The sequence below is a fragment of the Shewanella amazonensis SB2B genome (assembly GCF_000015245.1).
GTDB lineage: Bacteria > Pseudomonadota > Gammaproteobacteria > Enterobacterales > Shewanellaceae > Shewanella > Shewanella amazonensis.
On the sequence record NC_008700.1, the window covers coordinates 1546401 to 1560601 of the forward strand.

At 53.4% G+C, this 14201-nt stretch carries 15 protein-coding genes; 11 read left to right on the forward strand and 4 right to left on the reverse strand.

Annotated features, from left to right (window positions below; translation table 11 throughout):
• Nucleotides 1-2 precede the first annotated feature (2 nt).
• A complete protein-coding gene (locus SAMA_RS06595) occupies nucleotides 3-1253 on the forward strand; it encodes a tetratricopeptide repeat protein (RefSeq protein WP_011759375.1) in 1251 nt (416 codons plus the stop codon).
• A 42-nt stretch (nucleotides 1254-1295) separates the two neighbouring features.
• Here SAMA_RS06595 and SAMA_RS06600 read toward each other — a convergent pair whose 3' ends face one another.
• Nucleotides 1296-1805 carry a GGDEF domain-containing protein gene (locus SAMA_RS06600; RefSeq protein WP_011759376.1) on the reverse strand — a complete coding sequence of 170 codons (510 nt, stop codon included), beginning with the start codon at nucleotides 1803-1805 and terminating at the stop codon, nucleotides 1296-1298.
• A 78-nt stretch (nucleotides 1806-1883) separates the two neighbouring features.
• On the opposite strand from SAMA_RS06600, the gene SAMA_RS06605 reads away from it, so the two are divergent.
• The 10 genes from SAMA_RS06605 to SAMA_RS06650 all read left to right on the forward strand — a co-directional run bounded on the left by SAMA_RS06605 (nucleotide 1884) and on the right by SAMA_RS06650 (nucleotide 12362).
• Nucleotides 1884-3713 (forward strand): DUF885 domain-containing protein, encoded by a 1830-nt coding sequence (locus tag SAMA_RS06605; protein WP_011759377.1) that lies wholly within the window; start codon nucleotides 1884-1886, stop codon nucleotides 3711-3713.
• A gap of 124 nt (nucleotides 3714-3837) precedes the next feature.
• Nucleotides 3838-4116, forward strand: a complete 279-nt coding sequence (locus SAMA_RS06610; RefSeq protein WP_011759378.1) for a peptidylprolyl isomerase — start codon at nucleotides 3838-3840, stop codon at nucleotides 4114-4116.
• A gap of 126 nt (nucleotides 4117-4242) precedes the next feature.
• Nucleotides 4243-4785, forward strand: a complete 543-nt coding sequence (locus tag SAMA_RS06615; protein WP_011759379.1) for a GNAT family N-acetyltransferase — start codon at nucleotides 4243-4245, stop codon at nucleotides 4783-4785.
• Between the two features lie 69 nt (nucleotides 4786-4854).
• The gene (locus SAMA_RS06620) at nucleotides 4855-5085 is read left to right on the forward strand and encodes an RNA-binding S4 domain-containing protein (RefSeq protein WP_011759380.1); all 231 of its coding nucleotides are present in this window, start codon (nucleotides 4855-4857) and stop codon (nucleotides 5083-5085) included.
• An 11-nt stretch (nucleotides 5086-5096) separates the two neighbouring features.
• Entirely contained in the window at nucleotides 5097-5498 is a 402-nt protein-coding gene (locus SAMA_RS06625; protein WP_011759381.1) for a ribonuclease E inhibitor RraB, read from the forward strand.
• Between the two features lie 253 nt (nucleotides 5499-5751).
• Nucleotides 5752-6522 (forward strand): TSUP family transporter, encoded by a 771-nt coding sequence (locus SAMA_RS06630; protein ID WP_041410201.1) that lies wholly within the window; start codon nucleotides 5752-5754, stop codon nucleotides 6520-6522.
• Nucleotides 6523-6621: 99 nt separating this feature from the next.
• Nucleotides 6622-7767: an exonuclease SbcCD subunit D gene (locus SAMA_RS06635; RefSeq protein ID WP_011759383.1), complete on the forward strand. Its 1146-nt coding sequence runs from the start codon at nucleotides 6622-6624 to the stop codon at nucleotides 7765-7767.
• On the forward strand, nucleotides 7764-10826 hold the full coding sequence (locus SAMA_RS06640) for an AAA family ATPase (RefSeq protein WP_011759384.1): 3063 nt from the start codon (nucleotides 7764-7766) through the stop codon (nucleotides 10824-10826). The genes SAMA_RS06635 and SAMA_RS06640 overlap by 4 nt, the downstream gene beginning before the upstream one ends.
• A gap of 49 nt (nucleotides 10827-10875) precedes the next feature.
• Nucleotides 10876-11058: a hypothetical protein gene (locus SAMA_RS06645; RefSeq protein ID WP_041409710.1), complete on the forward strand. Its 183-nt coding sequence runs from the start codon at nucleotides 10876-10878 to the stop codon at nucleotides 11056-11058.
• A 44-nt stretch (nucleotides 11059-11102) separates the two neighbouring features.
• The gene (locus tag SAMA_RS06650; protein WP_011759385.1) at nucleotides 11103-12362 is read left to right on the forward strand and encodes a peptidoglycan DD-metalloendopeptidase family protein; all 1260 of its coding nucleotides are present in this window, start codon (nucleotides 11103-11105) and stop codon (nucleotides 12360-12362) included.
• Nucleotides 12363-12477: 115 nt separating this feature from the next.
• On the opposite strand, the gene SAMA_RS06655 is transcribed toward SAMA_RS06650, so the two are convergent.
• The 3 genes from SAMA_RS06655 to SAMA_RS06665 all read right to left on the reverse strand — a co-directional run bounded on the left by SAMA_RS06655 (nucleotide 12478) and on the right by SAMA_RS06665 (nucleotide 14184).
• On the reverse strand, nucleotides 12478-12906 hold the full coding sequence (locus SAMA_RS06655) for a hypothetical protein (RefSeq protein WP_011759386.1): 429 nt from the start codon (nucleotides 12904-12906) through the stop codon (nucleotides 12478-12480).
• A gap of 346 nt (nucleotides 12907-13252) precedes the next feature.
• Nucleotides 13253-13750, reverse strand: coding sequence for a M48 metallopeptidase family protein (locus SAMA_RS06660; RefSeq protein ID WP_011759387.1), 498 nt, complete (start codon nucleotides 13748-13750; stop codon nucleotides 13253-13255).
• Nucleotides 13747-14184, reverse strand: coding sequence for a DUF3010 family protein (locus SAMA_RS06665; RefSeq protein WP_011759388.1), 438 nt, complete (start codon nucleotides 14182-14184; stop codon nucleotides 13747-13749). Before SAMA_RS06665 ends, SAMA_RS06660 begins: the two co-directional genes overlap by 4 nt.
• Nucleotides 14185-14201 lie beyond the last annotated feature (17 nt).

A 14201-nucleotide genomic window follows, 5' to 3' on the forward strand; every position in this document is an offset into this window, starting at 1 on the left:
GGATGCGTCAAGTTAAACTTGCCAGCGCTTTGCTGCTGTCCTTGACTGCCGGTGCCCTGGTCATGCCAGTGGCACAGGCCGCCGAAAAATGTCCGATGGAAAAGCGTCAGTCACGTGCGGTTGGCGAGACGGTAGGTAAGAAGGTCCAAAAGTCCTTTGAAGCTTACACCAATGGCCAAGTCGACGAGGCGATCGCCATTTTGCTTGAAGCCAATGCCAAAGGCGACTTCGACAAGGCGTATGTTGCCCGCATGCTGGGTAACTTCTATGCCGAGAAAGGCAAAATGGATACAGCCATCAAGTACATGAAACAGGCCGTTGAGGCTGATGTACTGGGCGGTACTGACCATGCGGCTTCCATGAAGTTGTACGCCGATCTGCTCATCCAGGAGAAGAAGTGGAAAGAGGCAATCGCCGTTTACTATAAGTGGATGGACTTTGCCTGTAAGACTGATGATCCTGTGGTTTATCGTCGTATCGGTATTGCCTACAGCGAACTCAAGCAGTGGGATAAGGTATTGGAAGTGGCAGACCAAGGTCTGTCGCACGCCAAGGAGCCGGACAAAAACCTGTACCAGATGAAGCTGACTGCTTACTTCGAGAAGAAGCAGTACAAGAACGCTGTCAAGGTACTGGAAACCATGGTTCCCCTGTTCCAGGACGACAAGCGTTTGTGGATCCAGCTGGCACAGTTCTACCTGCTGACCGAAGACTTCCCCCGCTCATTGCAGACTTATGACCTGAGTTACCGCAATGGCTTCCTGAAGGAAGATGCAGGCAGTTTGGTCCGCTACTCTCAGCTGTTGGCGAGCCAGGGCTCTCCTTATCGTGCCGCCACCATCATGGAGAAATTCATGAAGGCAGGTGTGATTGAGTCCAACGCCAAGCACTACGAGCAGCTCGCAGGCTTTTTCCAGAACTCCAAAGAGATCGAAAAAGCAGCTGAATACTACGGTAAAGCGGCAGAAGAAAAGAAAGACGGTAAGCTGTTCCTCAAGCAGGGACGCATGTTGGCACTGGCTGAGAAATATTCTGCAGCCGTTCCAGCTCTGGAGAAATCTCTGGATGCCGGCATTCCCAACCCAGGCGAAGCGCACTTTGAGCTGGCGTTGATTCATCTGCAACTGAAACAGTATAAGTCTGCTTACTCACGGGCTAAGCTGGCCGCTCAGGACAAGAAAACTGAGCGCAGTGCCAAGAGCTACATCTCTTATATTCAAGAGAAAGCACGCATCAACAACGTGACGCTCTAACACTTATAAGCAATCGAAAAAGCCACCTTAGGGTGGCTTTTTTTATTGCAGGTTTCCCACGACACTGTGTTTGTCTCTTTCCTGCGTCAAGGTTTGGGCCATGGCTTCGGTATTGATAAATAGCTTTTCTATGCGTTTATCCCTGTTAGGCGAACAGATGCAGGCGGCAAGCTTGTAGTTCATCTGGATACTCGGGTCTTTATCGAACCCTTTAATAAAGCCCTGGATGTTTTCTTCAATGCGGTTTGCCACTACAGCCGTGCCCTCTATATCGATATTGAAAAGCCCCAAGGCAAAACATTCATTACTCATACGGGCAATTAAGTCGCTTGAGCGCAGTAAAGCCTTCTCCAATTCTTTGCTGAACAGCTCCATCAGACCTGGGTGTTTTCTTGTTTCACGAATGTTGGGGTATAGATACAATAGGGCCAGACTTTGATTGTCGCGGATATGTCTGTGCCATTCCCGGTTAAAGACTTCCATAAAGTAGGTTTGATTGTAAACGCCCGTTTCTGGATCCCTGAATCCGGAATTTCTAAATGAATAAATCATAAGGCGAACTCCTGCGTTAACTTAATTATCAGTATAGAAAACATCGCAGGTTACATCGTCATAGGGAGATGAAAGACTATGCAAAAAACGTTGTTGGCAATGGTAGTGGCTTCGGTATTCGCGCTGTCGGGATGTTCACAGGAAAATACGGCCGCAGTCTCAGGCACAAACGTTGATGCACAGGGCCGCGCTGCAGTCGCCTCGGAGGAAACAGCGCAGAGTCGCTATTTAGCCATGGTAGACAGCTACTTTAAGGATTTCCTTAAACTCGAACCGATTTATGCCACTTTTTTTGGAGTAAATGATTATAACGCCGAGTTTGGTGGCGATCTGTCCGACGAATACCTCAAAGCCCGCCACGACTATAATACCCGCTATCTGGCACAGGCGAGGAAGATAGATAAGTCAGCGTTACCCGCGGATTTGCAGCTCTCCTATGACTTATTTGTTTACGATCGCAACATGGCCTTGGTCGATGAGACTTTTCCGGCTCGTTTCCTGCCCATGAATCAGTTTTACAGTACAGTTATCACCATGATCCAGCTCGGCAGCGGTGAGGCTGCGCAGCCATTTGTGACCAAACAGGATTACCTGAACTGGGAGTCAAGGGTAGATGGCTTTATTGCCTGGCTTGAAAGGGCCCAGGCGCGCATGAATGAAGGTATGGCCAGCAAGGTAGTTCTGCCAAGAATATTGGTAGAACGCATGATCCCGCAGTTCACAGCCCAGCAGGTCACAGATGTCAAAGACAGTATTTTTTATGCCCCGGTAAAGTCCCTGCCGGAGACGTTCAGCGAGCAGGATAGAGCGGAAATCGAAGCGCGTTATCAGGCAATGATTGCCCAGCGTCTGCTGCCTGCATTGGCGAAAATGGAAGACTTCCTGAAAGACACTTATCTGCCTGCGGCCCGCGCGACAGACGGTTGGTCAGGGCTGCCTAACGGTAAGGCCTGGTATCAGCATCTGGCCAATCTGCATACCACTACCGGCAAGTCGGTTGATGAAATTCATGAGACTGGTCTTAACGAAGTCGCCCGTATTTTGTCCGAAATGGACAAGGTTCGGCAGCAGGTCGGCTTCGAAGGCGGCCTTAAAGCCTTTTTTGCTTCGCTTTCCAGCGAGCCTCAGTACTTCTTCACTGAGCGGCAGGAACTGATTGACGGCTATATGGCGCTTAAAGACACAATCAATCAGGTGCTGCCTCAGTATTTTAACGTGATGCCCAAGGCAGATTACGTCGTCAAACCCGTTGAGTCTTTCCGTGAGCAGTCGGCCGCGGGAGCCTCTTATGAATCTCCAGCGGTGGATGGCAGTCGTCCTGGGGTATTCTACATCAACACCTATAACCTTAAGGCTCAGCCAAAGTGGGGAATGACCACACTGTCACTTCACGAGGCGGCGCCGGGCCACCATTTCCAGATTGCCATTAAGCAAGAGCTGACTGGCGTACCCGAGTTCCAGCGCTTCAGTGGCTATACCGCATTTGAAGAAGGTTGGGCGCTGTATGCCGAGTATTTGGGCATCGAGATGGGGCTTTTCAGCGACCCTTATCAATACTTTGGTAAGCTCTCGGATGAGATGCTGCGTGCGATGCGCCTGGTGGTGGATACAGGTTTACATGCCAAGGGCTGGAGCCGCGAGCAGGCCATTCAGTATATGAAAGACAATTCGCCGATGGCCGAATCTGACATCATCGCCGAAGTAGAACGTTATATGGCCATCCCCGGTCAGGCGCTGTCCTATAAGGTCGGTCAGCTTAAGATCCTGGAACTGAGGGCTGATGCTGAAAAGCGCTTGGGAGATAAGTTCAGTCTGCCTGCTTTCCACGACCAGATCCTGACGTCGGGATCGTTGCCAATGGCTGTGATGGAGCAAAAGGTCGACCGTTGGGTTAAAAGCCAGCTGTAAGGAAAATCTTAAGCCCGGCTGTTAATTCGTACGCAAGTCCCTATACTGGAATTCCTGCCGAGGTTAGCAGGCCATAGGTTGTAAAAACGCCGGGCTTTGACCCGATAATGACAAGGAGCACTTTATGGTTCGTGCAACCGCCAGACATCTTCTGGTTAGCTCGCAAGAACAATGCGAAGTACTGAAAAAGCTCATCGAAGGTGGTGCCGATTTTGCCGACATCGCCAGAGAGCATTCTGCCTGTCCTTCAGGGAGCCAGGGTGGCGAGTTGGGCTCTTTTGGGCCGGGGATGATGGTGCGGGAATTTGATGAAGTGGTGTTTTCTGCCCCGCTGCATGTGGTGCAGGGGCCGGTAAAAACCCAGTTCGGCTATCACCTGTTGGAAGTGACCAGCCGGGGATGATAGATTAAAAAGCGGCTGCCTCGGCAGCCGTTTTCTTTTGCTCATTTTTTTCGTTCATATTTGGGTTCGGCCATTGTTGCCCGTTAGTTTGCCCCGCATTTTTGTGCGTAACAGGAAGGATACCCCGTGCATATTGAGCTCTTTACCGACCGCCTGAAACTCAGTACCCTCGTCCCCAACGACAAGGCCAATTTTGTGGCCATGCAAACCGATGTTGGTGTAAACCGATATGTGCGGGTGTGTGAGAGCCTGCCCCAGGTGGAAGCTAAGTTTGAAGCCCGCTTGGTGCCCTGGGAGTTCGAGAGCGGCGAATGGCTCACCCTGGTGATTGAAACCCTTGAAGGCGACTTTGTTGGCTACACAGGATTTCATCAGGACTGCGCACTGTCTCGGCGCGCCGAAGTGGGCTATATGCTGAGTCCGGCGATGTCCGGCAGGGGTTTTGCCACCGAGGCTACCCGTGCCGTGATCGATTGGGGCGCTCATCTTTTTGATATACATAAGTTTGTCGCCTGGTGCAGTGAGCAAAACCTCGGTTCTCGCGCCGTGCTTGAGCGACTTGGATTTCAGCTTGAAGGTGTGCTCAAAAGCCACAGCCTTATCGGGGATGAATGGCACAACGACTGTGTTTATGGCCTGCTGGCCGATGAGCGGGGCGATGTAAATTAACCGCAACTTCACGCTACGCGCAGCGGTTATGTGTATAATGCAGCGGTTTATAATCAGTGGAGAGCGGCATTGAGCGGTTCAGCATCCAGCCTCACCCTGCATGCGGGTGAAGACTATATCGAGCTTTATAAAGTACTTAAAGTAGAGGGCATGACCGGGGACGGCGCCGAAGCCAAGCGTGTAATTGCCGAAGGCATGGTGTTGGTGAACGGTGAAGTGGAAACCCGCAAGCGTAAGAAACTGGTTGCCGGTGACTCGGTCACCTTCAATGGCGAAACCGTCCAGATCCTGGCGGGCTAAGGAGACAGATAATGCATTTTCCAGAAGATGATAACGGCCAGATGCTCAAAGCAATGCACGAGTCCGGGATTGACTTGACCAAGCCACTGGATGTGGACTTTTTCCTGGTATTCGACGACAGACGCGATGCCGAGTCAGCGCTTGAAGATTTGACCGCTCAGGCAACCGAAGGTGAAGTGGAGCTCAATTTTAATGAAGAGCTCGACAAGTGGGAGCTGATTGTGTGCATCAATATGCTGCCAGAGTACGATGCCCTCGTGGCCAAAGAAATCGAACTCAATACCTTTGCTGGCCAGTTTGATGGTCAGAGTGATGGCTGGGGCGTTATGCAGCATCAGGAAGGCGATGATGAGTTTATGGACGACGAAGATGATGACCATGAGCATCACTGTGGTCCGGGTTGTAATCACTGATATTCAGTCGTTTATCATTAAAACCACCGCTTGCGGTGGTTTTTTATTAGGTTAAATGACAACAGGACATAGTGGTCATTCTGGAGTATGGCGCCTCGAGCGGTTCAGCGGGCGTTTGGTGCTAACGTTAATGGACGATATGAACCTTCGCTGAGCCTTTCCTTTTGCTGACAAAAGGCGTTAAATGCCACAGCCCCGTCTTATCTGATGGGGCTATTTTTACCGCCTTTTGATTTAGCCGATGGATGTATTCATGGACTTTGCCTTTTCGATTGAACTTGCCGCGCTGCTCTTCTTCGTGGCCATGTTGGCCGGATTTATTGATGCCATCGCCGGAGGCGGTGGCCTGCTGACCATTCCTGCGCTGATGTGGGCCGGTCTTTCACCCGCTGCGGCACTGGCCACCAATAAGCTGCAGGCGTGTGGCGGCAGTTTTTTTGCCAGCCTCTATTTTGTGCGTAAAAAAATGGTGGATTTGGCCAGCATCAAGCTCGATATTTTCTGTGCCTTTGTGGGCGCAGCGATCGGCACCATTGCGGTGCAACTGATTGATGCGAGCATGCTTAAAACTCTGCTGCCTTTTTTGATGCTGGCTATTGGCGGGTATTTTCTGTTTTCCAAAAAAGTCAGTGAAGATGACAGGCACAGGGTGTTAACCCCCACCTTGTTTGCGTTTAGCGCAGCACTCGGCATTGGTTTTTACGACGGTTTCTTTGGTCCGGGAACCGGTAGCTTTTTCGCGCTGGCCTTTGTGAGCCTGGCCGGATTTGGGCTTGCCAAGGCCACGGCCCATGCCAAGGTACTTAACTTTGCCACCAATATCTCATCGCTGATCTTCTTTGCCCTCGGTGGCAAGGTGGTGTGGATGTTGGGCGGCTTGATGTTGCTTGGCCAGGCCATGGGTGCAACCCTGGGCTCGCGTTTGGTGGTCAACAAGGGCACGGCCATTATCAAGCCTCTGGTGGTGCTGATGTCGGTGGTGATGAGCACCAAGCTACTTGGCGATCAGTTTCAGTGGTGGTGATTGGCTGAGCGCCCGGTGCTGTGGAGGTGGTTTGCGCCTTCACAGCGTCTTTGATATCCCCTAGTATGAGTCTCAATTTTAAAGCAAAAAGGCTTTTGCATGAGATTCATCCATACCTCAGACTGGCATCTGGGCCGCACACTGCACAATCAGTCGTTACTGGACGAGCAGGCGCAGATGCTGGAGACCCTGCTGACACTCATCGAGACCCACGAGGTGGATGCACTCGTGATAGCAGGCGATATCTTCGACCGCTCCGTGCCACCGGCCGCCGCAGTGAGTCTTCTGGATGATTTTCTCGATAAGGTTGTCCAGCAGCTCAAGGTGAGCGTCATTGCTATCGGCGGTAATCACGATGGCCAGGAGCGATTGGCCTTTGGAGCAAGGCAAATGGCCGGTGCCGGCCTTTATATTCAGGGGCCGGTCAGGGCCAGTATTGAACCCGTCCACATTGATGGGAAGCAAGGCGCTGCATTTTTCTACCCCATCCCTTATGCGGAGCCTGCGCTCGTTCGCCATCTGCTGAATGATGAGGATATTCACAGCCATCAGGATGCCATGGCGGCCTTGCTGGCAAAGGTTACGGCCCACAACAGTGACGGGCTGCCCAAGATAGTCATAAGTCACTGCTTTTTAGACGGTGGCAACGAGTCTGATTCAGAGCGCCCCCTGTCAATCGGCGGCGCCGACAAGATTTCACCGGCGCTGTTCGCACCATTCGATTACGCTGCCCTTGGGCATCTGCATGGCCCACAATATAAGGGCGCAGAGCATGTGCGCTACAGCGGCTCTCCCTTGAAATACTCCTTCAGCGAGCAGCACCAAAATAAGTCGGTCACCCTGGTGAATATATTGCCCGGCCAGGCACCGGATATCCGTTTGCTGCCCATCAAACCCCAGCGCGATGTGCGCATTATCGAAGGCTATCTGGATGCGCTCCTTACACGGGGAGCAAGCGACCCCGGCCGGGATGATTACCTGATGGTGCGATTGCTCGATACCCATGCCATTTTAGAACCCATGGCAAAGCTTCGGGCAATCTACCCGAATGTGCTGCACCTTGAACGTACCGGGCTGATGCAGGAAAGGGCACTGGAGGGGCCTGGCCGAGAGCGCATGCAAAAAAGCGAACTGACCATGTTTGAAGATTTCTTTACTCAGGTTCAGGGGGAACCCCTTTCCGGGCCACAAAAAACATTGATGTCCGAATTGATTGCCTCCTTGCACAGGGAGGGCGGTCAATGAAGCCCTTAACCCTTGCCATCACCGCCTTTGGTCCCTTCGTGGACACCCAAACCCTGGACTTCCGCGCCCTTGGCGAGTGGCCCTTGTTCCTGATTAACGGGCCGACCGGAGCGGGCAAAACCACGATCCTCGATGCAATTTGTTTTGCACTTTACGGCAAAACCACCGGCAATGAGCGCGAAGGCACCCAGATGCGCTGTGATGCCGCCCCCGATGATGTGTTGACCGAAGTAACCTTTGAATTTGGTCTGGGTGACAAGGTGTATCGGGTGAAACGGATGCCCGAGCAGCAGCGGGCCAAAAAGAGCGGCGAAGGCTTTACGGTACAAAAGAGTGACGCCCTGCTTGAGCGTATTGAAGGCGAACACACCACACCACTTGCGGCCGGTAAAGTCACTGAGGTCACGGCGCAGATTGAAGATCTGTTGGGGCTTGAGGTCGAGCAATTTCGTCAGGTCATGGTGCTGCCCCAGGGGCAGTTTCGAAAACTCTTGCTGGCAGACTCAAAAGAGCGTGAGGCTATTTTTGGCCAACTCTTTCAAACCGGCATTTACAAACGCATCGAAGACAGTCTCAAGCAAAAGGCGCTGGAGCTTAAAGCCAGGGCCAAAGAGCTTGAGGCCCGAAGAGCGGGCATTTTGGAAACCGCCGGCGCCGAGAGTGTAGAAGCTTTAAATGATGCCATTTCAGCCTTAGCCCCCGAGCTTGCCAGTGCCACCAAGGCGAAACAGGCTGCCGAGGCAAAGCTTACTGCCGCCAAAGCACAGCGTGAGGCTGCTGAGGCAAAGCTGCGGGAGTTCAGTGCCCTTAACGACACCAGGCTGAGGTTGGAGGCTGAAAACGCCAAAGCAGAGTCTATGGCGGCGCTTGGTATGCAGCTTGAGCGTGCCGCTCTTGCAGAATCCCTTGCCGGTACCTGGCAAGCGTGGGAAGAACGTGCAAAAGAGCGAAAGAGTGCTGAAGCCGCCGCAGTAATGGCGGCTGAGGCCGCGAAGCAAGCAGAATTAAGTTATGCCAATGCAAAAACGGCTGCCGCCGCTTTGCCGGAATTGGAAGCCAGACGGCATCAGCTGAAAAATGAAGCCGAGCGACTGGCAGAGTGGCGCCCGCGGATGCACCGGTTGTCGGCGCTAAACGAGGCTATCACCGGGCTCGGGCAGACGCTTAACGCCCTGGACGCCAATCTTGCCCATGTCCGAAGCCGCCTTGGTGACACTCAGGGGCGCATAGCGATGCTTACCCAGCAGCGACGAGACTTGTCTGCGCTTGCGAGCACTGCTGGCAGCCTTGAGGCCACCTTGGTGCAGCAAACCCACGTGTTTGAGCGGCATCAGCAATTGATTGAAAAAGAGCGTCAGGCGCAAAAGCTCGCCACCGAGCTTTCGCGGCTGGAAGCGGATGGACGTCAGGCCAAGGCTAATCAGGATAATCTGACCCGTGCCCGTGAACTGCTCGAACTCGCCTGGCATCAAGGGCAGGCGGCAATGTTGGCGGCAAGACTCTTACCCGGTGCTCCTTGCCCGGTGTGCGGCAGTGTGGAGCATCCCAGTCCAGCCCACCACGAGGGAGCGCTCCCAGGCGATGATGAGCTTGCTGCAGCAAGAGAAGCCGAGCAACAGGCTCGGGAAATGCTGAGCCGCGCCCGCTCTGAATACAAAGCGCAGAAGCAGCGCCTGGAGGTCATGCAGCAGGAGCTTGCCAATGACGCCGCCGCGCTCGGTGACGCGCTTGCCACCAGTCTTGAGCAAAAACAGTATGCACTTGGCCAAAGGCGCGAGGCCTGCCAAAACGCGAAGGCCGCCCAACAATCGCTGCAAGCGCTGGAGCATGAGCTTGAGCAACTCGACAACACGCAAAAGCAGCTACTTGCCGATATCGATGGCCTGCAGCGCCAACGAGATCAGCACTCTGGAGAGCTTCAAAAGGCCTGCGGCGAGCAAGAAAGCCTCGCTGGCGCCATGCCGGAACTTTGTCAGCGCCTTGGTAACGAGCAGGCGTTTGATGCCCACCTTGCGGCGCTCTCTCAGGACATTGAGGCCTTAAGCGGACAAATGGAAAAGCTGCAAACCCAGCTGAGTGACGCTCAAATCCGTCAAACCCAATGCAATGAGCGAAGGGCGGCGCTGCAGCAAACCTTGAGCGAGGCCCGCAGCCGTGAAGCGGCGGCCAAAGCGCGCTTTGATACTGAGCTGGCAGCAAAGGGCTTTAATGATGTGGTGAGTTTCAATCAGGCACGCATGACAGCTGATGACATGGGCGATGCCAAAAGCCGTATTGCCACCTGGCAGCAGCAGTTGGCTGGGCTTAAAGAGCGCATGGCTGCACAGCAAGAATCCCTTGGTGATGTGTTGCCACCGGATCTGACTGAGCTTGCTGCACTTGAAACGGCGGCGCAGGATGGCTTTAACCAATGCAACCAGCAATGGCAGGTACTCAACGATACTCAGGTAATGTACAGCCGCGCCAGGGCACAGCTTGGCACCGAAGCCGAGGTCGCCGCCAGGCTCGATGAGGAATATGCCGTGGTGGGCACCTTGTCGGATGCAGCCAGTGGTATGACGGGAGCCAGGATCAGCCTGCAGCGGTTTGTGCTGGGTGTGCTCCTGGATGATGTGCTTATCGAGGCGAGCGAGCGTTTGCATCGCATGAGCAAAGGCCGTTACCGTTTGCTTCGCCGTGAAGACAAAGCCAAGGGCAACCGGGCGTCGGGTTTGGATTTGGAAGTGGAGGATGCCTACACCGGCAAGTTGCGTCCCGTAGCAACCCTGAGCGGCGGCGAAAGTTTCATGGCCGCATTGTCGCTGGCGCTGGGCTTGTCAGATGTGGTTCAGGCCTATGCGGGCGGTATTAAGCTCGACACCCTCTTTATCGATGAAGGCTTTGGCAGTTTGGATCAGGACTCGCTGGAGCTGGCGGTGCGCACCCTGGTGGACCTGCAATCATCAGGACGCATGATAGGGGTGATATCCCACGTGACCGAGATGAAAGAGCAGATCCAGACCCGGGTAGATATCCATAAAGACACCGTAGGCAGTCAAATTCGCCTGACTGTAGCGTGAGCAAGGGCGAATAACGCTTGAGCAAGGGTGAATAGGGGCGGGATTTTCCATGAAAGCAGATGTCAGCTCACATTTTTCAATGCTGGCTTTTGCTAATGTCCGGTTGTTTAAAGCCCATTACATGGCGCAGTATCGCCTGAAAAGGCTTGTGTCCTGCGGCTTTTTTGGTATAAAAGAAACCAATCCCTGCAAAATGACAGGGAAATATACCAATAATAACGACTGGCATTAAGGGAAACTTCAGGGTTGCTTAATCAAATATATAATAAAAACAATATGTTTTTTTCGCATATTGCCAGTTTGCCCAGCTTCCACAAACGTCTGTTGCTGGTGGGCGGTTTACTGGTAGGTGTCTCCGTTATGTGGCCCACGGCGCAGCAGCCGGTTGTTGGCCGAATCCCTATTGCGCTCGATATTGAATCTCTCCTGCCACAGGTTTCCGAAGCACCTTTGCCATTGGCTGCCAGTGAGTCTGTGGCAGATTTCGACCATTTAATTGTTTCCGGCGACACGCTCAGCGGTCTGTTTTCCCGTGCCGGAGTAGACCAGCAAACCATGTACAAGGTGCTGGAAGCAGATATGAACATTCTGGCGCTGGATACCCTGATGCCGGATAACCGCATCAAATTCTGGCTGGATGAAAAGGGCGATCTACAAAAACTCGAACTCTATTTCAGTCCGGCCCGCCAGGTGGTGTTCAGCCGTTTCGAAGATGGCAGTTTTAACGTCGATGAGATTGTGGTCGATGGCCTTTGGCAAAACCGCATTGCCAGTGGCGAAATCCGCGGCTCCTTTTATGTTTCGGCACAGCGTGTTGGCCTGTCTGCCGCCGAAATCACCAAAATCGAATCTCTGCTGAAAGAAAAAATGAATTTTGCCCGCGATTTGCGCGCCGGTGATACCTTTTCTGTGCTGGTGAACGATCAGTACGTCGAGGGACTGGCCACGGGCACCAGTCAAATCCTCGGCATTCAGATAAAAAGTGGCAAACGGGAAATCACCGCGTTTCAGCATACCGACGGTAACTTCTATGATGCCAAGGGGCACAATCTTGCCCGGGCGTTTCAACGGGTGCCCTTGGACAAATCATTCCGCATGAGCTCTCGCTTCAACCCTGTGCGTAAGCATCCGGTAACGGGTCGTGTATCGCCCCACAACGGTGCCGATTTCGCGACCCCGATTGGCACCAAGGTGGTTGCGCCCGGTGACGGTGTGGTGACCATGGTGACCGATCACAAGTTTGCCGGTAAATACATAGTGATTGAACATGGCAACAAGTTCCGTACCCGCTATCTGCACCTGTCAAAGTCACTGGTGAGAAAGGGTGACCGCGTCAGCCGTGGTCAGGTCATTGCGCTGTCCGGCAACACTGGCCGTTCTACAGGGCCACACCTGCACTATGAATTCCATGTCAATGGTCGTCCGGTCGACCCCATGAAGGTGCCGCTGCCTACTTCAACCCAGCTGAATTCTGCCGAGTTGTCTGAATTCATTTCACTGGTGAGAAGCCGTCAGATGTTGATGGACCTCGGCTGAGGAATACGCTTTGCGCCGGGGCAAAATAAAAAAGCGACCTATGGGTCGCTTTTTTAATGCTTCGAATTTGATGCTTCGAAATCGGATAATCATGTTGCCTCAAATATTGAGGGTTTTAACCTGCCTTACGCTTGGCGAGCTTAAGGGCGCAGGCACACAGGCCACCGCGTTTGGCGGGGCAGCCGCCACAGGGCTTACGCTTAAGGGGTTTGAGGGCAAACGCCATGCTGCCAACGGCGGGGCGCAGTTTGCGCACCTGTGGTAACTGGTCATCGTTGGCACTGCTGCGCTTGGCCGTTTGAGAGAGCGCCAGGCGCTTAAGCTGTTGCGCCACGGCTTTTTTGTTAAATTTACCTGCGTCAGATGCGGCCTTATTGCTGTCCGGCAATTTACCGTTGGCTGCCAACTGCTGCCTGAGGCGGCTGGCAAAGACCTTTACGTCAGACTTGTTTGCCTTGTCTTTCACGGCATCTTTGCTCAGTCCAAGCGCCTTGCGCGCAACCTTACGACACAGCTTGTTGAGCTTTTTATCGACCTTGGCCATTCACATGTTCCAGCTGGGCGTTGTGTTGGATTGGATTTTAAATGAAAACCATTCTCAGTCAAGTGTCGTGGCCCTTCAGTGTGATACTTGTCCAGTGAGCTCGTCTCTGACTGTGCCCGGCACAATGAAGGCGACATCCCGCAGTAGAAGCGTGTCGCTGCGTCATTGAGCATTGGTACGCAAGGATGAGTCGGCATAGGGCTGACTGGAGCCGGTTGCCGGCGTGTTTCATAACAGTGGGCAAGGGCGCTGGCCCCCGGGTTTTGGGACGTAGCCAAGCCGTGTGCTGAGTGCGCTCGGGTGGGGTAATGGCGTGCCGTTAAGGCATGAGTCAAAAAAGCGGGGCTTAAAAGGGCGACTGACCCGCGTCTATCGCTGTCAGCAATAATCGTAAATCGAATTCCAACTGATGGTAGTCGCCTTCCATATGACAGCACAGCTGATAAAAGGCTTTGTTGTGGTCACGTTCTTTTAAATGTGCCAATTCGTGTACCACCACCATACGCAGCAAGGGCTCTGGCACCTGCTTGAGCATAGAGGCGATGCGAATTTCGCGTTTGGCCTTGAGCTTATTACCCTGAACCCTGGAAATGGCGGTATGCAGCCCGAGAGCCTGCTGACGCAAACTGATTTTATCGTCAAAGCACACCTTGGAAAGGGGTTCGCTGCGCTTGAGGTAACGATTTTTCAGCGCCATGGTGTAGTCAAACAGCGCCTTGTCGGAGCGGATATCGTGCTGCGCCTGGTAGCGACGGGCGAGCACATTGCCCAGGGTGCCAGCCTCGAGCAGGGCGGCCACCTGAGTGCGCACCTGCTCGGGGTAATGGGCCAGGTATTGGCTCACAGCTTGCCGTAAATGCGGCCGTTCAGGAAGGCATAGCCAGCTTCAAAGGCCGGCAGCTGGAAGCGCTTGAGCCCAAGCACGTCGTAATCTACCTGTGGGGGATTGCGCTTGCACAGCTCGCGGATAACCGTGGGCTTGAGCAGGGTCACTGGCAACTCACCCAGCTGGATAGCGGCTTCCAGTTTAAAGCCGATGGCACTGCCAGCCAGTTTACCTTTTTGCTCACGCTCGACGATGATGATGTGTTCCACCTTATAGTCGGCCATCAGCTTGGCAAAGGCGAAGTGGAATTCACGGATGGCTTCCTGATTATCGGCATCGTTCACCACAAACGAGTGCTTGCGACACTCGGGCACGTTGAAGGCTTCTTTATCGTAGCCCACCAGGCTGATAATGGCCTCTGCACCTTTCAGCTCTACGCCACATACTCTCATTTTTTTCCCTTATCTTT